The organism is Acinetobacter boissieri (assembly GCF_900096955.1).
In the GTDB taxonomy this organism is placed as follows: domain Bacteria; phylum Pseudomonadota; class Gammaproteobacteria; order Pseudomonadales; family Moraxellaceae; genus Acinetobacter; species Acinetobacter boissieri.
Genome location: NZ_FMYL01000006.1, coordinates 72,271 through 97,926, shown reverse-complemented (window position 1 = coordinate 97,926; position 25,656 = coordinate 72,271). Strand labels below are relative to the sequence as shown.

Annotated in this window: 24 protein-coding genes; 8 read left to right on the top strand and 16 right to left on the bottom strand. The window is 37.8% G+C overall.

The genetic code is table 11. The features are described from left to right. Nucleotides 1–13: 13 nt before the first annotated feature. Nucleotides 14–976, top strand: coding sequence for an arsenic resistance protein (locus BLS38_RS07410; protein WP_092748191.1), 963 nt, complete (start codon nt 14–16; stop codon nt 974–976). Between the two features lie 64 nt (nt 977–1,040). Here the strand turns inward: BLS38_RS07410 and BLS38_RS07405 are convergent, their stop codons facing one another. The 10 genes from BLS38_RS07405 to BLS38_RS07360 form a co-directional block, all read right to left on the bottom strand. Further along, complete coding sequence (locus BLS38_RS07405) at nt 1,041–1,889, bottom strand: MurR/RpiR family transcriptional regulator (RefSeq protein WP_092748189.1); 849 nt, start codon at nt 1,887–1,889, stop codon at nt 1,041–1,043. 43 nt (nt 1,890–1,932) lie between these two features. Further along, complete coding sequence (locus BLS38_RS07400; protein WP_092748187.1) at nt 1,933–2,964, bottom strand: C45 family autoproteolytic acyltransferase/hydrolase; 1,032 nt, start codon at nt 2,962–2,964, stop codon at nt 1,933–1,935. 13 nt (nt 2,965–2,977) lie between these two features. Next, nucleotides 2,978–3,709, bottom strand: coding sequence for a glutamine ABC transporter ATP-binding protein GlnQ (glnQ, locus tag BLS38_RS07395; protein ID WP_092748185.1), 732 nt, complete (start codon nt 3,707–3,709; stop codon nt 2,978–2,980). Continuing rightward, nucleotides 3,706–4,362 (bottom strand): glutamine ABC transporter permease GlnP, encoded by a 657-nt coding sequence (glnP, locus tag BLS38_RS07390; RefSeq protein ID WP_092748183.1) that lies wholly within the window; start codon nt 4,360–4,362, stop codon nt 3,706–3,708. The genes glnQ and glnP overlap by 4 nt, the downstream gene beginning before the upstream one ends. Nucleotides 4,363–4,378: 16 nt before the next feature. Continuing rightward, nucleotides 4,379–5,122, bottom strand: a complete 744-nt coding sequence (gene glnH / locus BLS38_RS07385) for a glutamine ABC transporter substrate-binding protein GlnH (RefSeq protein ID WP_092748376.1) — start codon at nt 5,120–5,122, stop codon at nt 4,379–4,381. 191 nt (nt 5,123–5,313) lie between these two features. Further along, complete coding sequence (locus BLS38_RS07380; RefSeq protein ID WP_092748181.1) at nt 5,314–5,871, bottom strand: carboxymuconolactone decarboxylase family protein; 558 nt, start codon at nt 5,869–5,871, stop codon at nt 5,314–5,316. A 1-nt stretch (nt 5,872) separates the two neighbouring features. Next, nucleotides 5,873–7,216 carry an aspartate aminotransferase family protein gene (locus BLS38_RS07375; RefSeq protein WP_092748179.1) on the bottom strand — a complete coding sequence of 448 codons (1,344 nt, stop codon included), beginning with the start codon at nt 7,214–7,216 and terminating at the stop codon, nt 5,873–5,875. 903 nt (nt 7,217–8,119) lie between these two features. After that, a complete protein-coding gene (gene ssb / locus BLS38_RS07370) occupies nt 8,120–8,707 on the bottom strand; it encodes a single-stranded DNA-binding protein (RefSeq protein WP_092748177.1) in 588 nt (195 codons plus the stop codon). A 64-nt stretch (nt 8,708–8,771) separates the two neighbouring features. After that, on the bottom strand, nt 8,772–10,142 hold the full coding sequence (locus BLS38_RS07365; RefSeq protein ID WP_092748175.1) for an MFS transporter: 1,371 nt from the start codon (nt 10,140–10,142) through the stop codon (nt 8,772–8,774). Between the two features lie 159 nt (nt 10,143–10,301). Further along, the gene (locus BLS38_RS07360) at nt 10,302–11,384 is read right to left on the bottom strand and encodes a DUF475 domain-containing protein (protein ID WP_092748173.1); all 1,083 of its coding nucleotides are present in this window, start codon (nt 11,382–11,384) and stop codon (nt 10,302–10,304) included. A gap of 143 nt (nt 11,385–11,527) precedes the next feature. Between BLS38_RS07360 and tenA the strand changes: the two genes are divergently transcribed. Beyond that, nucleotides 11,528–12,211, top strand: coding sequence for a thiaminase II (tenA, locus tag BLS38_RS07355; protein ID WP_092748171.1), 684 nt, complete (start codon nt 11,528–11,530; stop codon nt 12,209–12,211). Here tenA and BLS38_RS07350 read toward each other — a convergent pair. After that, nucleotides 12,208–12,549: a GlpM family protein gene (locus BLS38_RS07350; protein ID WP_092748374.1), complete on the bottom strand. Its 342-nt coding sequence runs from the start codon at nt 12,547–12,549 to the stop codon at nt 12,208–12,210. The genes tenA and BLS38_RS07350 overlap by 4 nt on opposite strands. Before the next feature lie 311 nt (nt 12,550–12,860). On the opposite strand from BLS38_RS07350, the gene BLS38_RS07345 reads away from it, so the two are divergent. The 3 genes from BLS38_RS07345 (at nt 12,861) to omp33-36 (ending at nt 17,503) form a co-directional block, all read left to right on the top strand. Next, nucleotides 12,861–13,238 carry a hypothetical protein gene (locus BLS38_RS07345; RefSeq protein WP_092748169.1) on the top strand — a complete coding sequence of 126 codons (378 nt, stop codon included), beginning with the start codon at nt 12,861–12,863 and terminating at the stop codon, nt 13,236–13,238. Nucleotides 13,239–13,369: 131 nt separating this feature from the next. Continuing rightward, nucleotides 13,370–16,204, top strand: coding sequence for an excinuclease ABC subunit UvrA (gene uvrA / locus BLS38_RS07340; RefSeq protein ID WP_092748167.1), 2,835 nt, complete (start codon nt 13,370–13,372; stop codon nt 16,202–16,204). Nucleotides 16,205–16,594: 390 nt separating this feature from the next. Further along, nucleotides 16,595–17,503, top strand: a complete 909-nt coding sequence (omp33-36, locus tag BLS38_RS07335; RefSeq protein WP_092748166.1) for a porin Omp33-36 — start codon at nt 16,595–16,597, stop codon at nt 17,501–17,503. Nucleotides 17,504–17,586: 83 nt separating this feature from the next. On the opposite strand, the gene BLS38_RS07330 is transcribed toward omp33-36, so the two are convergent. Beyond that, on the bottom strand, nt 17,587–18,258 hold the full coding sequence (locus tag BLS38_RS07330) for an ion channel (protein ID WP_244518224.1): 672 nt from the start codon (nt 18,256–18,258) through the stop codon (nt 17,587–17,589). Nucleotides 18,259–18,456: 198 nt separating this feature from the next. Here BLS38_RS07330 and BLS38_RS07325 point away from each other — a divergent pair, with 198 nt between their 5' ends. Further along, nucleotides 18,457–18,831: a hypothetical protein gene (locus BLS38_RS07325; protein ID WP_092748164.1), complete on the top strand. Its 375-nt coding sequence runs from the start codon at nt 18,457–18,459 to the stop codon at nt 18,829–18,831. Between the two features lie 78 nt (nt 18,832–18,909). After that, nucleotides 18,910–19,542 carry a DedA family protein gene (locus BLS38_RS07320; RefSeq protein WP_092748163.1) on the top strand — a complete coding sequence of 211 codons (633 nt, stop codon included), beginning with the start codon at nt 18,910–18,912 and terminating at the stop codon, nt 19,540–19,542. 41 nt (nt 19,543–19,583) lie between these two features. Here the strand turns inward: BLS38_RS07320 and BLS38_RS07315 are convergent, their stop codons facing one another. Together BLS38_RS07315 and prfB are read right to left on the bottom strand one after the other, a co-directional pair. After that, a complete protein-coding gene (locus BLS38_RS07315; protein ID WP_092748162.1) occupies nt 19,584–20,699 on the bottom strand; it encodes a glycerophosphodiester phosphodiesterase in 1,116 nt (371 codons plus the stop codon). 109 nt (nt 20,700–20,808) lie between these two features. Further along, nucleotides 20,809–21,904, bottom strand: a protein-coding gene (gene prfB, locus BLS38_RS07310; protein ID WP_143230118.1) for a peptide chain release factor 2 whose coding sequence is annotated in 2 segments (ribosomal slippage) — nt 20,809–21,831 and nt 21,833–21,904 — 1,095 coding nt in all. Because the reading frame shifts where the segments join, the coding sequence is not laid out codon by codon here. 343 nt (nt 21,905–22,247) lie between these two features. Between prfB and BLS38_RS07305 the strand changes: the two genes are divergently transcribed. Then, nucleotides 22,248–23,021, top strand: coding sequence for a putative porin (locus tag BLS38_RS07305; RefSeq protein ID WP_092748160.1), 774 nt, complete (start codon nt 22,248–22,250; stop codon nt 23,019–23,021). A 252-nt stretch (nt 23,022–23,273) separates the two neighbouring features. Here BLS38_RS07305 and recJ read toward each other — a convergent pair whose 3' ends face one another. Further along, the gene (recJ, locus tag BLS38_RS07300) at nt 23,274–24,986 is read right to left on the bottom strand and encodes a single-stranded-DNA-specific exonuclease RecJ (RefSeq protein ID WP_092748159.1); all 1,713 of its coding nucleotides are present in this window, start codon (nt 24,984–24,986) and stop codon (nt 23,274–23,276) included. A 7-nt stretch (nt 24,987–24,993) separates the two neighbouring features. Next, nucleotides 24,994–25,653 carry a pyridoxamine 5'-phosphate oxidase gene (gene pdxH / locus BLS38_RS07295; protein WP_092748158.1) on the bottom strand — a complete coding sequence of 220 codons (660 nt, stop codon included), beginning with the start codon at nt 25,651–25,653 and terminating at the stop codon, nt 24,994–24,996. Nucleotides 25,654–25,656 lie beyond the last annotated feature (3 nt).

Below are 25,656 nucleotides of genomic sequence, written 5' to 3'. Positions count from 1 at the left end.
AGCAAATATATTCATGGAAAAGTTACGCCATCGCCTTGAAGATAATCAAGTCAAAATTTACTTTACTAGCATATGCCTTGGGGCTATTTGGGGACTGATAATCCATGGCATATCAGATTTAGAACCTTTAATTAATCCAGCACTAGCCCTCATGTTATTCGTGACTTTTTTACAAGTCCCAATCACTGAAATTCGACATGCATTTAAAAATATAAGATTTATTTCTGCGTTATTTATAAGTAATTTTATTGCTTTACCACTGGTTACAGCAGGCCTTATACAGTTTTTACCTGACAATTCATTCATTCGGCTGGCTGTTTTATTCGTACTTTTAGCACCTTGTATTGATTACGTGATTACCTTTACTAGCATTGGCAAAGGTAATGCTAAGTTACTTTTAGCCATGACCCCCATACTTTTACTCACTCAAATGGTGCTACTTCCAATATATATTGGGGTATTATTAGGTAATAATGTATCAAAACTCATTGAAGTAGGACCATTTCTACATGCATTTATTTGGTTTATTATTGTACCGCTTACTCTTGCAGCTTTAGTTCAATGGTTAAGTAATAAAAGTACGTCATTTACTAAGTTCACTGTACCGCTTAATTTATTGCCTGTGCCTGCTACAGCATTAGTCTTGTTTATTGTATTGGCATCTGTCACACCTCAAATTAGACTCGCACAAAATGCGGCCTTACAGGCATTACCTATTTATATTGCCTTTGCTATTATTTCACCAGTAATCAGTTGGATAATTGCTTCTTTATTCAAGTTAGAAGCCTCTTCTGCAAGAGCAATTTCTTTTTCTGCAAGCTACAGAAACTCTTTAATTATTTTGCCTTTGGCCTTGGCAGTCCCAGGTAGTATGCCAATCATTCCTGCTGTCATTTTAACGCAAACTATTGTAGAGCTTTGCTTTTTACCAGTATATTTACGATGTATTCCCAAAATATTTCCATCTAGAGCATAAAAATCAACAATAAGAATAGTCTCGAAGATCAATATTTGAGACTATTTTGCCTAAAATATCATCACTATTTTTCATTAAAGTACGCACCTGACTGAATAATAAAATCTTCACTAATTTTCACTTTTTCAACTGCATTTTGACCACTTTTAGATAGTAAAGCTGCTAACAGTGCTTCTGAAATACTTATCCCTGATGAAATAGAAGGGAAGAATGATGGGCTTTCTATAGAAAACCAAAGGGTAGATATTGCATGTGTTACAAGCGGTGATGTTATATGATCTGTGATTGCAAAAACTTTACTCTTTGCTTTTTGTGCATGATCTGCGACTAAGGTAATTTCGCGTGAATATGGTGCAAATCCAACAACAATTACCGTATCTTCTTTTGAAAAATCACGCATGTACATTTCTAAGTTACTTGCTAAACCATCAATTAATATAATATTTTTATTAAACAATTTGTATACGTAAAATAAAGACCAAGCTATTGGAAAACTTGCCCTAAAGCCACAAATATAAATATGGCCTGTGGTATCCACTAAATTAACAAATTGCTGAAAAGAGTCTTTATTTCGTTGGTGTGTCGTCACTAGATTATTCATTTGTGACTCAAAAAATAGATCGTATAAGTTATGATTTGAATCATTCACTATTTTTTGTGCTTTTGATGTATAGCTGTGATCTCGTAGTCCATTTAAGATAATAAATTCATCTTTTAAGCTATTCCACCCCTCATAGCCTAAAAATTTTGCAAGTCTTAATAACGTTGCAGGCTTCACTTGAGCCTTTTGAGCAAAGCCACGCATCGACAATACTATTAACTCTTGCTCATTATCTAATATAAACTGTGCAGATCTTTTAAGTTCAGGAGATAATTCCGAAAAATGATCAAGTATTTTTTGTCTAGGATTCATATCAGCTTATCGTCATTAAATAGGCGGTCTTAATTTGGGTATATTACTCACTAAATAAGCCGACTTCACCTTTATTTTCACAACCGTTCCGATCTTGTCCATATAACTCCCAACTCACCTTACCTTCTTGAACAGTAAATATAATTGTCGCAATGGTATTTTCATTGTCTGAATCATGTTCAGATGTTCTATAAATTGGAAATTCTGCATTTTGAGTATCGGAAAGTGCCTGTAAACAATCTAGAGGGGTGATGTACTTTTTTTGGCTAAAAATTGATTCTAATCTGGATTGTCTTTCTTGCGAACTGGTTGTAATAATTTGTGCATCAAATGTTTTATAAACTACATGGTTTGCGTGTAATCCAATACTTTCTATTATACGTACATTACTCTGCTTATTAATCGCTTCGATACATATAGAAGAAGTCGGTTTACCCAATTTTTTCTGTACCAACGTATGATGAAAACCTCCAGACCTTGGATACAATAAGGTATCGACTACCTCTTGAATGTCTGTTTTATTAAGTACTTCTCGTGCAAGCACCTGACGAGGATAACCCATTGTTCTGTTTTTAATTCTTAAATTATTTACCGTATTAACAATACCAAAACAATTGACTGAGAAGGTATGCCCACATAAAGATGCAGGGTACGCAAAACTCAAAAAAGAGGCTCCATTTTCTGTAGTTACATTCGCTAAAAAGCAATCATCCATCAATTCAGGTAAACCATCTTCATTATGTGCAACAAGCATATTTCCAGCTGTATCTGTACCAATAATTGTTGTACAACCATCTGCAGTCGAGGAAAGAACATCTCCTCTACAATTCCATAAAAAAACGGTCATCACACTTTCATCTAAGCCTTTGGCAAGCCCCATAATTTCTTGCCAAATATCAGGAAAATCATTTTGCACCTTTTTTTTGAGCTCAAGCATATATAAGCTATCTTGAAACGGTTGTAATTGTTTCCATAACGCTGTGTGTTTTATTTTACAGTGCCAAGCTGCTTTACCCAATTGACCAAGTGCTTCACCAATATGAAAAGCGCTCCCCGAAATATTAAATATTTTCATTTAATTTAATAACCTAAGATACATTATGTAAAAATTCTTTTAATCGTTCACAGCCTAAACCTTTAACGATTAAATCCTCAGGGTGACCATCTTCAGCAATTGTACCTTGATCAATAAAAATAAGACGCGAAGCAACATCACGTGCAAAAGCAATTTCATGAGTTACTATAACCATGGTCATGCCATCTTTTGCCAATGATTGCATGACTTGCAATACTTCATGACGTAATTCTGGATCTAGTGCAGATGTTGGCTCATCAAACAACATCATTTTTGGCTTGATGGCAAGTGCTCTAGCAATTGCAACACGTTGTTGTTGTCCACCTGAAAGTTCAGATGGATAATGGTCCTCACGAGCAGATAGTCCAACTTGAGCCAACAATTCACGAGCAATTTTTTGTGCATCAGATTTACTTTTTTTTCTGACTTTTGTTGGACCAAACATCACATTTTCTAACGCTGTTAAGTGAGGAAATAAATGGAATTGTTGAAAAACCATTCCTGCTTCTTTACGAATTTCACATTCATTTAAATTTGGGTCGGTCATATGATGACCAGCAACTAGTAAAGTACCAGAAGAAATATCTTCTAATTTATTAATACACCGAAGTAAAGTTGATTTACCAGAGCCTGATGGTCCAATAATCACAACAACTTCCCCCTCATTAATTTTCAAATTAATGTCATGAAGAACTCTTGTTTCACCAAAGCTTTTCGATACTTGATCAAATTCAACAATACTCATAAAATTCTCATTTTCTTTTCAATGACTTTTAATAAGAAGCTTAAACACAAAGTGACAACTAAATATAAGATTGCAACCGCACTCCACACCTCTAGTGATCTAAAGTTACCTGCAATAATCTCCTGCCCTTGACGCGTCAGCTCACCTACACCAATCACAATAAACAAAGAGGTATCTTTAATGCTGACAATCCATTGATTCCCTAAGGCAGGAATCATACGTCTAAGTGCCAATGGGATAATAATATTCAGCATTGTTTCTTTAGATGATAATCCTAAAGCAAGCCCTGCCTCTTTAAAGCCTTGATTAATTGATAAAATAGAGCCCCTCGTAATTTCTCCAATATAAGCCCCTGAATTAATAGTAATGGTTACCACTGCCGCAGTAATTGGCTCTATATGTATAGGCAGGGCTAAAGGTAATGCAAAATAAATAAACATTACCTGTACCATAATAGGTGTACCCCGAATGACCTCAATATAGACCAGTGCTATTTTACTAACTAATTTACCGCCAGTCGCACGTGCAATTCCTGTAACAATACCAATAAAAAAACCGGCAATTAGACCTATGACTGAAATAAACAGCGTCAGTTTTAAACCCTGTAGTAATATAGGAATTGCTTGCCAAACATAAGATATTTCGAAGTCCATTATTTATTACCTTCTATTATTTATTAGTCGGTGCTTTATTAAACCATTTGATATAAATTTTATTATATGTACCATCTGCACGCAGTTCACCTAAAGCTTTATTCACCTTTAGGGTATAAGGGCTATTCTTCTGTAAAGCAAAGCCGTATTGTTGGGCAAGAATACTGTCTTTTTCACCAGCAGATTTAATTTTTCCATGACCTGCAGTTTTTACATAATAAAGAACATTCGGAGAGTCGTGGACGACTGCATCTAAATTACCTGCTTGTAAATCGAGATATGCATTGTCAATATTAGGGAATTCAACAAACTTTGCATTCACATGTGCTTTCATATAAGTTGCTGCAGCAGTTCCTTGCTTTAGACCTACTTTTTTGTTGGCTAGTTCGCTAAATTTACTAATAGTCATATTCGTTTTAACGGCCATCAATAAATCAGCATCATAATAAGAGGTACTAAAGTCAACAACCTGTCTTCTCACTGGCGTAATGGTCATACCAGCCATAGCAACATCTAGATTACGAGATTGTAGACCGGGAATTAAACCACCAAAATCCATTGGCTTAAGGTCATAAGCTACACCCATTTTTTTCGCAATCGCGTCCCATAAATCAATATCAAAGCCAACATACTTATTGCCTTCTTTAAACTCAAATGGTACGAATGCCGTATCTACGCCTACTCGTAATTTGTCTTGCGCCATCGCAGACATACTCAATGCACTCAGCATTAAAGATGAAACAGCTAAAATAAATTTCATATTTTTACGCATTTGATTACCTATTTTTTAAAGTGAGAAACAATGAATTTAATTGCAATACACATGCCAACTATTTATAGAGTAAATACATGATTTTTATTAAAAAAAAGACACAACAAATCACAAACAACTAGTGTTTTTTTTCACGTTTTTTAATAGTGCATTTTTTATATTTAGCACTACTTTAGTACTTAATGAATGAGCTTAAATCCTGTATCTACCTCTGGTGTTTGTGCTGCATTCATGACCATTGATAAAAAAGTGTAATAGCCATTCACACCAATTAAATCAATCACACCTTTTTCACCAAATAAAGTGATCGCACTTTTCCAAGTTGCATCATCTACACATTTATTTTCATGTAGCTCAGTACAAAACTGATAAATTAATCTTTCGTCAGCTTGTAAAGATGTTGGTTCAATTTTTTTATTGATACTCTCCACGTCCACAGCTTTTATGCCTTGAGTAATCGCCAGAGGTGCATGAATAGACCACTCAACAGATTGATTCCAATGTCTAGCAGTCATTAAAATTGCCAATTCAGTCAATCTAGGTCCTATAGCACTTGAGTATCTGAGATACTCACCTAACCTTTGTGCATGTTTAAGCATTTCTGGACTTCGAAGTAATGGTTCAAATGGCGGAAGAACTCTGCCTCTTGGGCCACTGGTCATTTCTTGTATTTGTTCTTTTTGTGCTGAATCCCATTCAGACTCATTTAAGGCGGGCATTCTATTGGGATAATTCATTTTATTTACCCTCCAAAAAAGCCGCTTCTGTGACTGATTTAATCACGTCATACAGTGTTAAGACTAAAAAATCGATATCTGAATCTTCAATAATAAATGGTGGTGCAATGAGAATATGATCCCCCAATCTGCCATCAATTGTTCCACCCATAGGGTAGACCATTAAACCTCGGTCAAAGCATGTGGCTTTAATGATTTTATTGACATTACATTCAGGAGAAAAAGCTGTTTTTGATATTTTATCTTTAACAATTTCAACCCCTAAAAATAGACCACGTCCTCGAACATTCCCAACATGCTCTAAAGATGAAAGTTTTTTTATCAGTTGTTGATATAAATAATGGCCTTGTTTTTTCACACGTGTAAGTAAGTCATCACGGTAAATGACCTTTTGTACAGCTAAAGCAGCAGCTGCTGCTGTAGGGTGACAAATATACGTATGACCATGTTGAAAATTACCACTGCCTTTCTTAATTGCATCAATAATAAAGTCTTGTACTAAAACTGCGCCAATCGGTTGATACCCACCACCTAAACCTTTGGCAATCGCCACAATATCTGGAACAACCTCATCTTGTTCAAATGCGTGTAAAGTTCCTGTTCGACCCATGCCACACATGACTTCATCTGCAATATATAAAATCCCGTAACGGTCGCAAATAATTCGTACACCTTTCAAATAACCAGGCGTTGGTGGCACTGCACCTGATGTTGCACCAACAACAGTTTCTGCACAAAAGGCAATAATTTTCTCTGCACCAATCGATAAAATCCGATCTTCAAGTTCTTTCAGTAATCGAGCGGTATATTGATCTAAAGTTTCATTTTCATTTCGGCCACGGTATTCATTACACTCTGACACCCTTGCGACATCCATCAGTAATGGTAAAAATTGCTTTTTACGCCATTCATTTCCACCGACAGAAAGAGCACCTAATGTATTACCGTGATAGCTTTGTGCACGACCAATAAAAATTTTTCGTTCTGTTTGGCCAATTTCTACAAAGTATTGCCTTGCTAATTTCAGAGCTGTTTCCATAGCTTCCGAGCCACCAGATACAAAGTAAACTTTATTCAGCTCTGAAGGTGCTGTTTTAATTAAGTGATCAGCTAAATCTTCTGTAACTGATGTAGAAAAAAAACCTGTATGTGCATACGCTAATTGATCAATTTGTGAATGAATAGCATCTAAAACATCTGTATGACCATGCCCTAAACATGATACAGCAGCACCACCACAAGCATCTAAATATTGCTTTCCATGCATATCTTGTAAGTAACAGCCTTTGCCTGAAACAGCAATAATAGGTGGTTTATCCAAGCTTCTATGAATAATATGACTCATTAATATGTTCCGTTATATTTATACTTATATCATGCATGATACATATGCATCATTGCAATAAAAAAATGAATCAAATGTATTTTTAATTATTCCATTATCGTCAAAAAATTATAAAATATACTCTACTCAAGAATGAGTACAAATGAGCTTATGCCAACATACTCAAACAATAATTGGTATTTGTACTCTATATTTATTTGAACCCAAGACTACATTCTAATTTTTAAATTACTTATAAGAGCCCTAACCCTATTTAAGCTGAGTTACTTATCACCCCAATACTAGGCATTATTTTGATGGAAGCTGATACACATATAAAAATCCATAAATTCTAGATAAGTAATCGAATAGTCTTTGCTTTACATATAGCTAAGTGGTACTTCATTTTAAGTAAAATTAATTTTATATTTTCACAAAATAGATCAATAATTCAATACTTTGAAATTTAATTTATCCTTTAAATCTTGGCTAATACAGCAAAAAATACCGCTCCATAAAGATTTGAAATCATGTTCTAACTTCAGATATTTTTTATGCTGTGTAATACATCACGTCATTTTTGCATACATATAAGTAGCATAGTTTAATCAGTCTCAGTCTATAAATAGTGGCTTTGACTGTCTGGCATACGTCCTGTATACAAAGCATGTCATGCTAATATAGATATTGATCAACTAGATTATTACCTTAATAATAGAGTAAAGCCTTTAAGTATGATTTTTGATGGCTTTTCAATGAAAAGAAAAAATATTTAGAATTAATAAAGCATAGTTTTTATCATATTTTTTTAATACTACTAGGCGACTTCAAATTATATGAAAATCCATAAACTGCTAAAAAAAGAACCCAATCTAAATTAGGTTCTTACTCTATATTAAATACAATATTTAGTTATTGTATAGTCTAGAACGGTAAATCATCGTCTAAATCACTTGGTGCAGGCTGTTGTTGTGGCTTGCTTGGTTGAGCTTGCTGAACGTAACCACCTTGTTGCGGTGCACCACCGTATTGGTTAGATGGTTGGCTATTATTGTTATAGCCTGTGTTTTGGTTTTGATAACCTGAACCGCCACTTGCATAGTTGTTATTTTGCCCTTGTGGTTGTTGGTTAAAACGTGGCTCATTATAACCACTCTGACTTTGTGCATCAGGCGAGCGTGCTGAATCTAGCATTTGCATACTATCACCGCGAATTTCAGTGGTATAACGCTCTTGGCCATTTTGGTCTGTCCATTGGCGCGTACGTAGTGAACCTTCAATATATACTTTAGAACCTTTACGCAGGTACTGCTGTGCCACTTCGCCTAAACGATTATTTAACACAATACGGTGCCATTCCGTGTTTTCTTTACGTTCGCCCGTATTTTTGTCAGTCCAAGACTCACTGGTTGCAATTGAAAACTGAGTTAACGAGCCGCCATTTGGAAAGCTTTTAGTTTCAGGGTCTTTACCCAAAGTACCTACAAGAATTACTTTATTTACACCACGCATGGCTGTCATTTCCTCTATTATTTATAAAATATGGTCTATTTTAGCTCATTTATAAGATTCAGCACTAGATCGCTAGGTCTTTTCCAAACAACTGCGTCAAGTACTGTCGCCCATCATCAGTCAATACACGCTTATCCAACTTCACATAAGCCACATTTTGCTGTGCCATCACGACAACCTCTTCTACACCTTTCACAGCTAAAATATGCTGTGTAAGTACATTGGTATCTTGCTCAGGTGGTAATGTTAATACCAAAGACGATAGATAGCGAGGCTGTTTTAACCCAAAACTAATCACAAGCCATACCACTGCAATCAGTAACAGTATGCTCCAGCCTATCGCCGTTTGGTGTAATGTCAACAATTGACCACCTAATGTTCCACCACAAAATGCACCTAAAAATTGTGCACTGGCATTTACACCCATCGCTGTCGCTTTAGACTGAATTGGTGCAGCTTTAGACAACCACGAAGGCAATAAAGCTTCCATCACGTTAAATGCGACAAAGAATAATCCAAGGCCCAATAGTAAAATATATTTCGAAGTAAAACCAAATACCAATACCAATAAACCTAAAATGACACCTGTAATTGCGGTGAGAAAAATACCACGCATTTTACGATATTTCTCTGCCACAATAATGCTTGGAAAAGCAAACAGTACACCAATAAGCAAAAGTGGCAAATACACAAAACCATGCTTTGCTAATGGAATTTGTCCATACTCAATGAGTTGCGAAGGCACATAAATAAACATGGCCGTGAGCAGTAAATGTAATGAAAAAACTGAAAAATGTAAGCGATTTAAATCTGCCATTTTCAACACAGACTTTAACTGTTTTAAATAGCCTTGATCAAAATTGTGTTTTTGGTGGTGCCGTGTAGTTTTTGGCACCAATAACAACATAAATATGGCCAATAGGCCCATGACTGTCGTGACCCAAAACAACCCAGAAATTCCGAGTAAACCAGTCAACCACGGCCCAATACTAAATGCGACTACAAATGATAAACCAATACTCATGCCCATAATGGCCATGGCTTTTGTACGCTGTTCTTCACGAGTAACATCGGCAAGCAAAGCCATCACCACCGCAGAAACTGCCCCTGCCCCTGCAATTGCTCGGCCAATAATGACGCCATAAATCGTATGTGACATGGCTGCAACTGCACCACCGAGTGCAAATAATAATAAACCAAATATAATTAAAGGCTTACGACTAAAACGGTCTGCCCACAAACTAAATGGAATTTGTAAAATGGCTTGAGATAAGCCGTACACGCCCACGGCAAAACCAATTAAAGCAGGCGTAGCATATTGATATGATGTCCCTTCTACCGCAAACACAGGAATAATCATAAACAGCCCAAGCATACGCAATGCAAAAATACTGCTTAAAGCAAAGGTTGAACGGCGTTCTAAAGCATTCATCATATTCATTCTATCAATGGCTTAGGGTATTTAAATAACGTCTAAGATGGCCTAACTGCTGTCTAATGCGTTGCTTTGATCAAACAAAGCACATAAATACGACTATTTAAGAATCTTTCTATTATATACATTTTACTGAATATTGACTTAACCCAAATCGGATCAGTCGATCTGACTCTTGGCTTTATTATAACGCACAGAAGCAAACACTGCCCACACAATAAATGCAATTCCAATCAGACCAGTTACAATTTCTGGCACATGCACCCCGGTGCCACTTAAAAGCATAATCAATGCTAAAGCCCCAATCGCATAATGTGCGCCGTGCTCTAAATATATATAGCTATCTAACGTGCCTTGTTCAACCAAATAAATGGTCATTGAGCGTACAAAAAGTGCCCCTATAGCAAGACCAAGCATAATAATCACGACATCAGAGGTAATCGCAAATGCACCAATCACACCATCAAAACTAAATGATGCATCAAGCACCTCTAAATACAAAAATCCACCAATACCTGCTTTAACAACACCTTTGCTTGCACCATGTGAATCATGCATGATGGCTTGGCCGTGCTCATCTACTTCAGGTTCACCACCCAATAAATGGCCCAATACCTGTACACCAACATAAACAACAATACCCCACACACCTGACATCATCACTGCCAAACGTACATTTTCAGGCACTTGCTGTGCCACAATGAGTAGTGCAATTAAAGCAATAAAAACTGACATTGCAGGCACATCACCCAAATTGGCTAAACGCTGCTCTAAGGCTTTAAACCAATGCGTATCTTTATCTTCGTCAAAAAAGAAATTTAAAAATACCAGCAGTAAAAATGCACCACCAAAAGCTGCAATTTCAGCATGATGTGCCATTAAACGTGCCGAATATTCTGCAGGTTGATTCAAAGCAAGTTTCGCCACCTCAACCATGCCCATGTCAGCAGTTACAGCAACGATCACAATAGGAAATACCAAACGCATACCAAACACAGCAATTAAAATACCCACTGTTAAAAACAGCATTTTCCAAAAGGGTGTCCAGCCTTTAAGTACCGAAGCATTAACAACTGCATTGTCAAATGACAACGAAATTTCCATCACTGCCAAAATTGCAGTAATGGTCAAAGCTTTGAGCGTGGTTTCTAAGCCAGCTTCAGGCCCGTGCGTATAACCCCAATAGGCAGAGATTGCCAAACAAATCAGACTTAAAAAAATAGAAAAACGAAAATGTTTCATGTCACTGACTCACCAAAAACAATAAAAAACTACACCCGAATGCACCGTACTTTATTCTTCATCAGTGTCATTGCAAAATATACGGTGTAAAAGTGCGCTATAGTAAAAAGAACTTTCACGAATAGCAATGATATAAAAACGTTATGAACACATTTACCCAACAACTGTGGCAAGACAATGCCAACCTCTATCAGCACGCACTCAATCACCCGTTTAACCAGCAACTGGCTCAAGGCACATTACCCAAAGAGGTATTTCAACACTATATTATTCAAGATGCGCACTACTTAGTTGCATATGGTCGAGCTCTAGCAGTTACTGCAGCCAAAGCATTTGATGCTGATGATATTATACAATTTTCTGAAGGGGCTAAAATTGCCATTATTGTTGAGCGCAGTTTGCACCATGACTTTATGAAGCAGTTTGATATTGCACCAAATATTTTCGAAAATACGCCATTAAGTTTGGCCTGCCATCATTACACTTCATTTCTTACTGCAACAGCATGGTCAGAAAGCTACCCTGTCGTTTTAGCTTCACTGTTGCCTTGTTTTTGGATTTATGCAGAAATTGGTAAAGAGATTGTGAAGCAATCACAACCTGATAACCCTTACCAAGCATGGATTAACACCTATGCAGGCGATGAGTTTAATCATGCAGTACAAAATATAATACGGACTATAGACCATGTTGCAAGCCTATCAGACCCAAGTACTTTAGAAAAAATGAAACATGCTTATAGACATGCAGCCAAGCTTGAATGGCTATTTTGGGACAGTGCCTACCAACAAACGCACTGGCATGGTTTAGATCTACTCAAAAACTAACGATAAAATAAACTCCAACCATACAATAATACACCTGCAGCAACTATCCATGCGCAGGTGGCAAAGCCTAAACACGCAAGTAACGATACACGTGTTGAAAGCATATAAATAAGCCATAGGTACACGGTGTAAGGAATTAATGACCATAAACCAAACAGAGCCGTTTTTTGTAATGCTTGCGCCCCTTGTTCTTGAAATACTATCAGCTGCGCAATTAACGTAAAGGTTGGAAAAAGAGGAATCAGCCCTGCAATATAAAACGATTTACTTTTAGATAGCATTGAAAGAACTAATACCATCACAGCGCCTAGCATACATTTCAAAAATAAACCAACCACAGCAACCACCACCCATTTTCAAGACTCAGCCAATATTACGCAAAAATGCCACCCTAAAACCCATAACACCATATATTGTGTAAATTGTTTTAAAAAATACAATATATAGTATAAAATGTATAATATGGCTTAACAATTTGTTTTTAAATAACTTCTCTTCTACATCATACTTTATGTCACATACATAGTCATTGTTAATGTAAAAATAAGCTTGCTTTTACTGCTATTTTCTTGCAACCTAATATTAAATGATAACCATTTACAAATATAAATATGCTATTCACCATTACAGAAAAAGCGAGAATCTAACCATGCAACAGAACGATACCCAAGGTACTGAGGCAATACGCGCGATGACAACACTACGTCAATGCTGGGCAAATAACGAAGAAATTTATATTAATAAAGGCTGTTTACACTGCGGATCTGCCGCCACTTATCTCATTTATTTTACAAATCGTGATATACAAAACACCATGTTAAACTTTGTTGAAAAATACAATTGCAACCGTGTAGATCGCTTTGACCTACTTGATATTACCCACTTCCCCAATGAGTATGAGCAGGTTTTAGCGCAATTAGAACAACAGATTCAACACTATGCTCAAAATACACCTACAAAACCTCGCCAAATTTGTTTTGAACATGTCACTTCTATTTTTGAGCGTGAGCTCAATATCGCTTGCTAAACAACGATCACACAAAATTAAGCACAACTTCGGTTGTGCTTAATTTTTGATTGTTGAATAATAAACAAAGTTATAAAACAACCATGAAAATAACCGAACATTTATCTATTCAGCAAGGATACCCCCACGTTATGAGCCAAAGTCATATCCGTATTCGAGGTGCACGTACTCACAACCTTAAAAATGTGTCACTCGATATTCCACGTGATAAATTTGTGGTCATTACAGGATTATCGGGCTCAGGAAAATCATCACTGGCATTCGACACCCTTTATGCGGAAGGTCAACGTCGCTACGTTGAATCACTCTCTGCTTATGCACGCCAATTTCTTTCACAAATGGAAAAACCAGAAGTCGATTCGATTGAAGGACTTAGCCCAGCCATTGCCATAGAACAAAAATCAACCAGCCACAACCCTCGCTCAACGGTTGGCACAATTACAGAAATTTACGACTACTTACGACTACTTTACGCACGTGTAGGTACACCTTACTGCCCTGAACACGACCTACCCATGGTGGCTCAAACTGTATCTGAAATGGTCGACGCAGTGAAAGCTCTCGAAGAAGGCACAGCATTACTACTACTCGCTCCTGTTGTCCGTGAACGCAAAGGTGAATACACCCAACTGTTTGAACAACTCCAAGGTCAAGGTTTTGTGAGAGCCCGAGTCGATGGTGAAATTGTTGACATAGACACCCCGCCTACGCTCGACAAAAAGAAAAAACATACGATTGAAGTCGTGGTTGACCGCTTTAAGGTCAGAGATGACCTAGGCAATCGTATTGCAGAATCATTTGAAACAGCTCTTCGCCTAGGTAGTGATATTGCCATTTTATCTTGGATGAAAGGCGAACAGCCTGATCGTGTCTTTTCTGCTAAACATTCATGCCCACAGTGTGAACGAGCTGTTGGTGAGTTAGAACCACGCCTATTTTCATTTAACAACCCATTTGGTGCTTGCCCTACTTGTGATGGACTCGGTACACGCAGCCACTTTAGTGCGAATAAACTCATTCCCAACCCAGAACTTTCTATAAGCCAAGGTGCAATCCGTGGTTGGGATCGCCAAAAACCCTACTACTACACCATGCTTGCCAAAGTTGCCGAACATTTTAAGCTACCGTTAGATACGCCATGGCATGAACTCGACAAAGACACACAAAAGAAATTTTTACAAGGTACAGGTCGAGAAAAAGTCGATTTAAGCTATACAGATGAGCGAGGCAGAAAGCACAGTCGTATTCAAGCTTTTGAAGGTGTACTGCCCAACCTAGAACGCCGTTATAGAGAAACGGAAAGCAATTATGTGCGTGATGATTTATCGCAATATTTATCAAATGCTGCCTGCGATGCATGCGATGGCTCACGCCTAAATGAAATTGCACGTCACGTTAAAGTTAAAGACAAAACCATTGCAAACATTACCCAAATGTCGATTGGCGATGCTGAAAGCTATTACCAAGATCTGGCATTAACCGGTGCGAAAGGTGAAATTGCAGAAAAGATTTTTAAAGAAATTAAAGAGCGTCTACACTTTTTGGTCAGCGTTGGACTCAACTATTTAAGCCTGTCACGCTCGGCTGAAACACTCTCTGGTGGTGAGGCACAGCGTATTCGTCTTGCCTCACAAATTGGTGCAGGGCTCATGGGCGTGATGTATGTACTAGATGAACCTTCTATTGGTTTACATCAACGAGATAATGACCGTTTATTACAAACACTCATTCGACTACGTGATTTAGGCAATACGGTATTGGTCGTCGAACATGACGAAGATGCGATACGTGCAGCAGACCATATTATTGATATTGGCCCGGGTGCAGGCATCCATGGCGGTCATGTGATTGCTGAGGGTACAGCCAAACAACTGGCAAAACACAAAGACTCACTTACAGGCCAATACCTCTCCGGTAAGCTTAAAATTGCCATACCTGAAAAGCGACAGCAACCTGCGGACCCAAGTAAAGCCATTAAACTCATGGGTGCAAGTGGGCACAACTTAAAAAATGTCGACTTACATATTCCACTTGGTATTATGACTTGTGTCACAGGCGTATCTGGTTCAGGAAAATCCACCCTCATTAACCGTACATTATTACCTCTAGCAGCAACTCAGCTCAATGGTGCAACCACACTCACTGCCGAGAAGTTTGTATCTATTGATGGCTTGCAACATTTAGATAAAGTGGTTGATATTGACCAAAGCCCTATTGGACGGACGCCACGTTCGAACCCTGCCACTTATACAGGGCTATTTACCCCTATTCGAGAGCTTTTTGCACAAACCCCCGAAGCCAAAGCGCGAGGCTATGCCGCAGGGCGTTTCTCATTTAACGTAAAAGGCGGACGCTGTGAAGTCTGCGAAGGCGATGGCATGATTAAAGTCGCCATGCACTTCTTACCTGATATGTATGTACCGTGTGATGCTTGCCATGGTAAACGCTATAACCGTGAAACGCTAGAAGTCAGCTATAAAGGACAAAATATCTCAGATGTATTGAATATGACTGTTGAAGATGCAGCCACATTCTTTAGTGCAATTCCTGTAATTCACCGTCGTTTAGATACGCTCATGCAAGTGGGATTGGGTTATATCCGACTTGGCCAAGCGGCGACAACACTCTCAGGGGGTGAAGCACAGCGGGTTAAATTAGCACGTGAACTGGCAAAACGAGATACAGGACAAACACTTTATGTCCTTGATGAACCCACCACGGGCCTACACTTCCATGACATTGCCAAGTTGCTCGACATTTTGTATGAGCTCCGAAATAAGGGCAACACCATTGTAGTCATTGAGCACAACCTAGATGTGATTAAAACTGCAGATTGGATTGTGGATCTAGGCCCCGAGGGGGGTTCAGGCGGTGGACAAATCATTGCCGAAGGCACACCTGAGCAAGTGGCTGAAGTCACTGCATCGCATACAGGGCATTTTTTAAAGCCCCTCTTACAGGCTTAATTTGAAAAATAAAGCCAAAGTCCACAGCGACTTTGGCTTTATTTAAATCGGGTTTTATCTTTAATCACATGACAAAAAGATGATGTGATCTGCACTTTAATGGATACATTTGCATCAATTAACAATAATTTACATAAAAACATAGCACCAATTCAGGGATTTATGTTTTTTTTTATAACTAAATTTAGAATTTTATTTGATTTTAAAATACTGATATTTATCACTAAATACTAAAAAATAGACTATATCTTAGTAGAATGTTCTATTTTATCGCACTTTTTTGTATAAAAATCGTTTTTTGAAGCTTAAAACAGACGATTGACTAAATATTTTGTAACAATACAATAGCCCTATCAATTGACATAAACGACTCTATTTGGAAGTTTAGATATGAAAAAAATCGGTTTAGCAACAGCAGTACTATTAGCCATGACCGGCGCTCACGCATACCAAGTTGAAGTACAAGGTCAATCTGAATACTTACAAACTAAAGGGTATGAGAGCACTTATACAGGTGATGCTCAGGGTAAATTCTACTTTAAAGATGTAGATGCATCTAAAGGCCCACTTGCAGAAGCTGCATTTTTAAATAAAGCATCAAATGTACAGCTTGGCTACCACTTCGACCGTCAAAAAGAATTTAATGATCGTTCATCTAGTGTAAAAACACAGTCTTATGGCGCAAAAGCTGAAGGCTATTACACAACATCTTATGTACCTGTTCCAGTATATGGTAGCGTATCTTACAGCCATACAGATGTAACAGATAAAGAAACTGGTTACAAAGACAAAGACCGTGGCGACCGTTATGCGCTTGAAGTGGGCGCTATGCCAGCAGATAACTTCTTGCTTGCTGTAGGTTACACAAACGTAACTAACGGTGATTCACTTGATAATTTCAAAGCATTTAACAATGGTGTTTTAAATGCACGTAACGAAGAAAATACAGCAAACTATCGCTACAAAACTGATGCTGTGACTGCACGTGCTAAATACGTTGGTGCAATTGACAATACCAACATGGCTGTTGGGTTTGAAGTAGACAGCATTTTTGTACGTGGTAGCGCTGCATACGGTCTAGCAACTGACCTATACCTTACGCCTAAGTTAAGCGTTGGCGCAACTTATGCAGATACATCTGCATTTAACTCAGGTACAGACCACATTTGGGGTGGTAACGTAAACTACTTCGTTACTCCTGCAATGTCTGTAGGTGCAACATTTACTAAAGCAAATGCAACTGATGGCAACACAACAGACTCTCAAACTATTGGTATGAATGCACGTGTACGCTTCTAAGCACTAAAAATACCAATATAAAAAAGGGACACTTCAAGTGTCCCTTTTTATTGTCTAGCAAAAAACATGTTTAAATACAGACTTTAGTCATTTGCATTTTTTATGTACTTTAATCCAACCAATCTTGAAACAATCATTGCCAAATACATGACACCAAAAAACATTTGTAAAATAGCAATAATTTTTACCAAAGGATGAAGTGGTAATAAATTAGAGAGCCCTGTTGCAGTTTGCAGACTAAAACTAAAAAATAAAATATCTAGCCAAGATTGCTGTGTAAGGTTGGGCTGTGCAGAGTTCATAAAACCATGAGGAATCAGTAGCTGACAAATACTGTAAGCGTAAGCAAATGCCCATGCTAATAACGTAAAGGCAGCAGCCGCTGCAAATAACTCATCTTTACTAGAGTAACGGTCTGCGAGCATATAACGTATAAGGCCGTAAGTTGCACACAAATACACCCCTATTTCAAAACCATGCGCTGTCACTTGTATCCAAGCTTGATCTATTCCTAGCATCATCAGAAAAAGAAAAAAAATCGCCCCGACAATAAAAAACCGTCCAAGCCATTTAAAAATTGTTGTTTCGCGGATCACTCTAGAAATGGGCAGAAACGCAATAATACCTAAGCCCCATGTAATCACCTGATATAAACGATGTGATACTGGAAATGATGTCATGATTAAGATACACATTTGTATCACCAATAACCATGCTGAAGGAAGGAGCTTCCAATGTTGGATAAAGCTTTTCACAAAACAAAGACCATCTATAAGGTAATTTAGGCTAAATTATACCCTGAACACAAATTATCGCATATGTTGAAAAACCTATTAATTCAGTTACATTTTGTTTAGTACAATCACATTTCTACACTACGAACACATGTTTAAAAAGTGTACTGTGTAAAGCTAAACTTATTACACTTATAAAAAAACTATAGGAGCATACAGATGTCACTCGGTCGTACCCTATTTATGCTTGGTTGCGGTATATCGTTAGTCGCATGTGCTGAAACCAATACTATTTTAAAACAGCATGAAAATTTAATTGGTACTTGGAATGCCTCAAATAGTCAAATTAGCATTAAAAAAGATGGTTACTTAGAATACCAAACCAGTAGTCAACAAGAAAAAACTGCCAGTGGTGTGTATGAAAAAAGTAGTGCTGAATCTTACATGACAGCACCGATCAGTATTATTCAAGATAATACTATTCAGCTGAATAACGGTTCTACCAGTACTACTTTTAATATAGATAAACCACCCTATCAGGTCAAAGAAAAATGGCATGTCACGATTAATGGCCAAGACTATATAAAAAATTAGTCTGTTATGTACTTTTATTACTGACTTTAGCTGCATACACTGTTAGGATTTTGACACGCTTACGACATACTTAAATATATGGATATCATTAATTTTATTCTGAACATAGATCAGCATTTATTTGACTTTATTGTTCAATATGGCAAATGGATTTATGCCATTTTATTTATTATTATTTTTGTAGAAACAGGTTTAGTGGTCATGCCATTTTTACCTGGCGACAGTATGTTATTTGCTGCAGGTGCCTTAGCAGCCTCTACAGGTGTTATGGACCCAACAGTACTCATTATACTACTATGTGTTGCTGCTATTTTGGGCGATACGCTCAATTATCATATTGGGCGTTATATTGGACCACGAGTCTTTGAAATGGACTCTCGTTTTATTAAAAAAGAGCATTTAACCAAAACTCAGGCTTTTTTTGAAAAACATGGTGGAAAAACCATTATTTTTGCTCGATTCTTACCATTTTTTCGTACTTTTGCACCTTTTGTTGCAGGTGCAAGCAGCATGAACTATCGTCATTTTTTAATGTTTAATGTTGTTGGTGCCATTCTTTGGATCAGCTCTTTTATTATTTTGGGTTATTTCTTTGGTAACCTACCCATTGTCAAAGATAACTTCACACATCTAATTATTGGTATTATTATTTTAAGTATATTGCCTGCAATATTTGAAATTGTGCGTAACCGCTATAAAAAAACTCAGTAATAAAAAAAGAGGCACTAAGCCTCTTTTTTATTATTTATATTTTAAGGCTGTGTCATTGCGTCACGGCCAAGTTTCGGGTCATCCGTAAAGAAACCATCTATACCTGTATTAAGGTATCTTTTGATCTCTTGTACAGAACCACGCTCACAACGTTCACTTGGTATTTGGCTGCAAACGTCTTGTGGTGGCAAGAAATTATTTTCAGGCCGAAATGTGTAAGGGTGAACTTTTAAACCTAAAGCATGTGCATTTTGAACAAAACTGGTGGATTGCTGTGTATCTTTATCAATAATATATATTTTACTTGGTCCAACACCATCTGCATATTTTGCAACTTGTGTTAAACCTTGCACTGTTGCTAAATCTGCATAGGTCGTTTTTGCACCTTGATCTAATAAGTCGCCAGGGATCATTTTCGGATCATCGTAAAGCTGAATAATTTGTACATGCTTTAAGCCATATTGATTTAACTTTTGCTTCATATACTGAATATTCGTTGTTTCAAATGACTGCAAATAAATTGGGGCAATATTCTTACTATAATTGTTTTGAGCAAGCGTTTTCAGCAACGTATCTTCCATGGCCAAATGCTGATTTTTAAAAAATGTAGGGTGTTTCGTTTCAATATATAAACCTACAACTTTCCCTGTTTTTTTATAATGATTTTCAGCCAATTCAATAATTTGTTTAAGTGTTGGAATATTATATTGATCATTATATTTGGTATTTTCAGGACGTAATTTTGGAATACGCTCTCTGGCCTTCACTTGCTGTAATTCTTTAGCAGTAAAATCTTCAGTAAACCAACCTTGTATGCTTTTACCATCAATCACTTTAGTCGTTTGACGCTGTGCAAATTGTGGAAGCGTACTGATATTTGATGTACCCCCAATTTCATTTTCATGCCGTGCAACCAACATGCCATCCTTAGTTGAAACTAAATCAGGCTCAATAAAATCTGCACCGTCATCAATCGCTTTTTGATACGAAGCCAATGTATGTTCAGGGCGCAATGCACTCGCCCCACGATGCGCAATCACCAATACTTTTTCGCCTTGTTGTACTGCCAGTGATGGCATATTTTCAACAGCACTAGCATACTGAGTCAGAGCCAATATTGAAAATAACATATTGGCTAAAATGGTTTTCTTTTTCATAAATTAAAGTCATGTTATTTATTATGAAAGACCATATTGTAATAATTATTTGACCGTATGATGAAAAATGGCCACGATATTTAATCGTAGCCATATATTTAAAAATGTCTTATAGACCTTGTTTTAGACTCGCTTCAATAAACTTATCTAAGTCGCCATCTAACACGGCTATTGTATTTGAGTTTTCAACACCTGTACGCAAATCTTTAATACGAGAGTCATCTAAAACGTATGAGCGAATTTGACTGCCCCAACCAATATCAGACTTTGAGTCTTCAAGTGCTTGAGCTGCATCATTACGCTTTTGCATTTCTAACTCATATAGTTTTGCACGTAATAATTTCCATGCACGATCACGGTTGGCATGTTGTGAGCGCTCATTTTGACATGCCACCACCGTACCTGTTGGCGTGTGAGTTAAGCGTACTGCAGAATCAGTTTTGTTAATGTGCTGACCACCTGCCCCTGAAGCACGGTACGTATCTGTACGAACATCTGCAGGGTTAATATCAATTTCAATATTGTCATCCACTTCAGGAGACACAAACACTGCACTAAATGAAGTATGACGGCGGTTACCACTATCAAATGGTGATTTTCGTACTAAGCGATGTACGCCTGTTTCGGTACGTAACCAACCAAAGGCGTATTCACCTTCAATACGTATGGTCGCAGACTTTATCCCTGCAACATCACCGTCAGAGACTTCCATCAACTCTGCTTTAAAGCCGTGACGCTCAATCCAACGCATATACATACGCAACAGCATGGATGCCCAGTCTTGTGCTTCTGTACCACCAGAACCTGATTGTATATCTAAAAAGCACGGATTTGGGTCCATTGGATTATTAAACATACGGCGGAATTCAAGTGCTGCTAATTCAGTTTCTGCAGTATTTAACTCTGTCTGTACATCGACAAGTAGACTTTCATCATCTGCTTCAACAGCCAAATCGAGCATCGCCTTGGCATCATCCAGTTGTTCTGCCAGTGCATCGAGTACATTTAAAACGTTCTCAAGCTCGCCTTTTTCTTTGGCCATTTTTTGAGCTCGGTTTTGATCGTTCCAAATCGCAGGGTCTTCTAGTTCACGTAAAACCTCTTCGAGACGCTCTTTTTTCAGATCGTAGTCAAAGATACCCCCGTAGTGTTTGACCACGGTCAGATAGGTCTTTTAATTGAATTAAATACGGATTAATTTCCACGTAAATCTCTCTTACAATGTTTATATTATCGAGCATTATTTTAGCATAGCATCTGGTTTTGATATGCAATGATTAGAAAAATAGCCTGTATTTTAAGACATAAGAAGTGAGATATACCGACTAGTGTTTATAAAACAACAACATAAAAATACAAGATATGCATACTATTAATATAACAACACAATTTTAAAATTATTTAAAAACAAGTACTTAGTTGCAAATTGCCATAAAAAAATACATCTTACACAAATTAATGAAGCCACACAATTGACCAAATTGAGTTTTAATCTACACTCTAATATGTAACAAAACATGAATTTTATACTTCCAAGGGAGAGTAATCATGAAAAAGACACTTCTTGCAACTGCACTATTTGCAGGTCTTGCGATCACAGGCACTGCCAATGCATATCAATCTGAAGTTGGTGGTAACTATAGCTATTTAGACCCTGAACATAGCGGTGGTGTAAGCCAATTTGGTCTAAATGGTACATATTACTTTAACCCTGTACAAACACGTAATTCACCACTTGCTGAAGCTGCCTTTTTAGATAAAGCCAGTAATGTGAGTGCAACTGCTCAATACGGTAATAACAGTGGCGTTAAAAATTCGACCTACGGTGCTGCAGGTGAATACTATATTCCGAATTCACAGTTTTATTTAGGTGCAGGCGTTGCTCGTAATGAAGTTTCTTTAAAAAACACACCAGTAGATCAAAAAACTACGCTATATAACGCTGAAGTCGGTTATTTACCGGCACCAGGCTTATTGGTTGCAGTTGGTGTGCAAGGTTATGACGTAAAAGATGGTGGTGATGGCGCAGATCCTACTTTACGTGCAAAATTAGTCACACAAGTGGGTCAACATGATGTGAATTTAGAAGCACGTGGTGTTTTTGGTAGTAACAACAACCGCCAATACTATGTGGGTGGTGACTACTACATCGACAAAACATTCAGCGTAGGTGCAGACTACACCAAAGACAAATCACTTGACCAAGATCAATGGGGTCTAACTGCGAAGAAATTTATCTATCCAAACTTAAGTGTTGACGGACGTGTAGGTTTTGGGGACAACTACAATACCTATACTGTAGGCGGATCTTACCGTTTTTAAAATCACTTCAGTTAATTTACAAAGGCATGTATTTACATGCCTTTGTTGTATTCGTAGACAATAATAGGAGTTAAGCAACCATGGTATGCATCTTATAGCGATGATTTAATTGAAGACTACCCTCTACTCAGCCACTGTAAGTACCCTTACTTAATTAACAATAAGCAAGATCATTTACAGCCAGATCAATTAAATATCACATCGCTTGAATGGTCTTAACAACTCATAGATGGCTACGTCAAATATTTACAATCATGCTATTTCTGAAGTGAAATACAGCACTTTAAGCTGTAAACTAACCCGTCCTTGAAACTCATTTTTATCTAATGTATAGACCAATTTAATTTTTGTTTTTTGCTCATCAAAATAAAAATGATCTTTAGCATTGAATGCAATCGCATCAACACATTGCCCTGTACTTAATCTTAAACTCAGTTTTAAATGCTTTTCTTTCAGCCAACGAAAGTGATCTATAGTAAATATACCCTCAAATACAGGGCTAGGAAAATTTTGACCCCATGGGCCAAATTGCTCAATCAGTTGTGCAGTCTGAAGGGTTAAATCTGCTTCATTCAGCTCGCCATCTGTCCAAATTACTGCTTGAAACAGTGCTGTGTCACATTGCGCAATCTCAGCCTCAAATGCAAATTTAAACGCCTCAAAATCTTTTTGAGCAATGGTTAAGCCTGCTGCAGCTGCATGTCCACCAAAAAAACGAACTAAGTTGGGATACTGTTCGGCCACACGCTCAATGGCATCACGAATATGTATACCTTCTACAGAACGAGCAGAACCTTTGATATGTACGCCATCTTCATCTACAGCAAAGACAATACTTGGCCGATGAAATTGTTCTTTTAACCGCCCTGCCACAATACCAATCACGCCCTGATGCCAATGTGGTTCAAATAACACCAATGCAGTAGGTAAATGGGTTTGATCTAGCTGTATATTTTGTAAAATCTGTAATGCATCTTGTTTAATATCTGCTTCAACGGCACGACGCTCTTGGTTCAACTGTTGCAGTTGTTGTGCTAGAGGATAGGCTTGCTCAAAACTTTCAGCCAACAAACACTCCACTCCAATATGCATACTTTGCATACGCCCTGCCGCATTTAAACGCGGGCCTAGGGCAAAGCCTAAATCACTGGCAGTCATTTTATGCATATCACGCCCTGCGACATGTAGCAATGCCAAAATGCCTGCACGACACTGACCTTGACGAATGTGATTTAAACCATAATCAATTAAAATACGGTTGTTGTGGTCAAGTGCTGCCACATCTGCATATGTACCCAGTGCGACAAGATCTAAATATTGCACCATATTGGTGGTGCTTTTGCCTCGCTTTTTACGCTGTGTAACTAAATCTGCCAACACATAAAAGGCGACACCAACTCCCGCCAAAGCTTTACTGGCAAAGTCACATCCCAATTGATTTGGATTAACCACAGCGTCAGCGAGCGGTGCGGCTTTGGTGGTTAAATGGTGGTCTGTAACCACCACAGTCATGCCATATTTCTTCGCTTGCGCCACCCCTGCATGACTCGAAATGCCATTATCTACAGTAATGAGTAACTGTGGTGCATATTGTTGCTGTGCTAAATCTACAATTTTTTCTGTTAAACCATAACCATATTTAAAACGATCTGGCACTAAATAATGCACATCGGCACCTAAAGCACGTAACACCAAAACCATTAAAGCCGTACTGGTTGCCCCATCAGCATCGTAGTCTCCTACAATCACAATACGTTGTTCTTGATCTATAGCGTAGTCAATATACTCGACGGCCTTGCTTAAACCTTTTAATGTAGGTGGAAGTAAATGTTTGAGCTTAAGTTCCAGTTCATGACCAGAGGTTAAGGCACGGCGAGCTAAAATATTGGCCATAAACGGCGCAATGCCCTGAAAAATTTCAGGGCATGTATGATGTGGTCGAATTTTTATTTGAACATTAGACATAAAGGATTTAAGGCATTAAACGCTGTAATTGCCATGTTGCGTTGTCTTGTTTTTTGTACTGTAAACGGTCATGTAAACGGTTCGGGCGACCTTGCCAAAACTCGTATGCTGTAGCCTGTAAGCGGTAGCCACCCCAAAATTTGGGTTTATCTAACTCAGTTTTGGTCACAACAGATGCAGACAACTGATCAAAACGCTGTTGTAATACATCTCTACTCTCAATTTGACCACTTTGTGGTGTACTAATATGTGCTGCAATTTGACTATCTTTAGGGCGTTTATGATAGTAATTTGTCGACTCTTGCTCAGACACTTTCACCACTTGACCCGAAATACGCACCTGACGTTCTAAGCTTGGCCAATAGAACAAGATTTCTGCACGGGCATTTTGTGCCAAATCCATCCCTTTTTGGCTATCATAATTGGTATAAAAATCATAACCTAATTCTGTTGCGCCTCGGAGCAAAACCGTGCGAACATGTGGTTGTCCTCGTTCATCCACTGTCGCTAAATACATCGCATATGGCTCATCACTATTTACAGCTAAAGCATGGTTAAACCACTGTAAAAACTGGTCATGTGGATTTTGTGCCACCTGTGGCTCAAGAAGCTCTCCTTTTTCATAGCTAAGTCTGAGCTCACTTAGATCTTTAATCGTATCATTCATGAC

Excerpts from the sequence above, each read along its gene's own strand:
- pdxH (WP_092748158.1), bottom strand. The coding sequence starts at position 25,653 with ATGAATGATACGATTAAAGATCTAAGTGAGCTCAGACTTAGCTATGAA.
- BLS38_RS07375 (WP_092748179.1), bottom strand. The coding sequence starts at position 7,216 with ATGAGTCATATTATTCATAGAAGCTTGGATAAACCACCTATTATTGCT.
- omp33-36 (WP_092748166.1), top strand. The coding sequence starts at position 16,595 with ATGAAAAAAATCGGTTTAGCAACAGCAGTACTATTAGCCATGACCGGC.
- BLS38_RS07380 (WP_092748181.1), bottom strand. The coding sequence starts at position 5,871 with ATGAATTATCCCAATAGAATGCCCGCCTTAAATGAGTCTGAATGGGAT.
- BLS38_RS07410 (WP_092748191.1), top strand. The coding sequence starts at position 14 with ATGGAAAAGTTACGCCATCGCCTTGAAGATAATCAAGTCAAAATTTAC.
- tenA (WP_092748171.1), top strand. The coding sequence starts at position 11,528 with ATGAACACATTTACCCAACAACTGTGGCAAGACAATGCCAACCTCTAT.
- BLS38_RS07405 (WP_092748189.1), bottom strand. The coding sequence starts at position 1,889 with ATGAATCCTAGACAAAAAATACTTGATCATTTTTCGGAATTATCTCCT.
- BLS38_RS07365 (WP_092748175.1), bottom strand. The coding sequence starts at position 10,142 with ATGATGAATGCTTTAGAACGCCGTTCAACCTTTGCTTTAAGCAGTATT.
- BLS38_RS07305 (WP_092748160.1), top strand. The coding sequence starts at position 22,248 with ATGAAAAAGACACTTCTTGCAACTGCACTATTTGCAGGTCTTGCGATC.
- BLS38_RS07315 (WP_092748162.1), bottom strand. The coding sequence starts at position 20,699 with ATGAAAAAGAAAACCATTTTAGCCAATATGTTATTTTCAATATTGGCT.
- BLS38_RS07325 (WP_092748164.1), top strand. The coding sequence starts at position 18,457 with ATGTCACTCGGTCGTACCCTATTTATGCTTGGTTGCGGTATATCGTTA.
- ssb (WP_092748177.1), bottom strand. The coding sequence starts at position 8,707 with ATGCGTGGTGTAAATAAAGTAATTCTTGTAGGTACTTTGGGTAAAGAC.
- glnQ (WP_092748185.1), bottom strand. The coding sequence starts at position 3,709 with ATGAGTATTGTTGAATTTGATCAAGTATCGAAAAGCTTTGGTGAAACA.
- recJ (WP_092748159.1), bottom strand. The coding sequence starts at position 24,986 with ATGTCTAATGTTCAAATAAAAATTCGACCACATCATACATGCCCTGAA.
- BLS38_RS07360 (WP_092748173.1), bottom strand. The coding sequence starts at position 11,384 with ATGAAACATTTTCGTTTTTCTATTTTTTTAAGTCTGATTTGTTTGGCA.
- BLS38_RS07400 (WP_092748187.1), bottom strand. The coding sequence starts at position 2,964 with ATGAAAATATTTAATATTTCGGGGAGCGCTTTTCATATTGGTGAAGCA.
- BLS38_RS07345 (WP_092748169.1), top strand. The coding sequence starts at position 12,861 with ATGCAACAGAACGATACCCAAGGTACTGAGGCAATACGCGCGATGACA.
- BLS38_RS07320 (WP_092748163.1), top strand. The coding sequence starts at position 18,910 with ATGGATATCATTAATTTTATTCTGAACATAGATCAGCATTTATTTGAC.
- uvrA (WP_092748167.1), top strand. The coding sequence starts at position 13,370 with ATGAGCCAAAGTCATATCCGTATTCGAGGTGCACGTACTCACAACCTT.
- glnP (WP_092748183.1), bottom strand. The coding sequence starts at position 4,362 with ATGGACTTCGAAATATCTTATGTTTGGCAAGCAATTCCTATATTACTA.
- glnH (WP_092748376.1), bottom strand. The coding sequence starts at position 5,122 with ATGAAATTTATTTTAGCTGTTTCATCTTTAATGCTGAGTGCATTGAGT.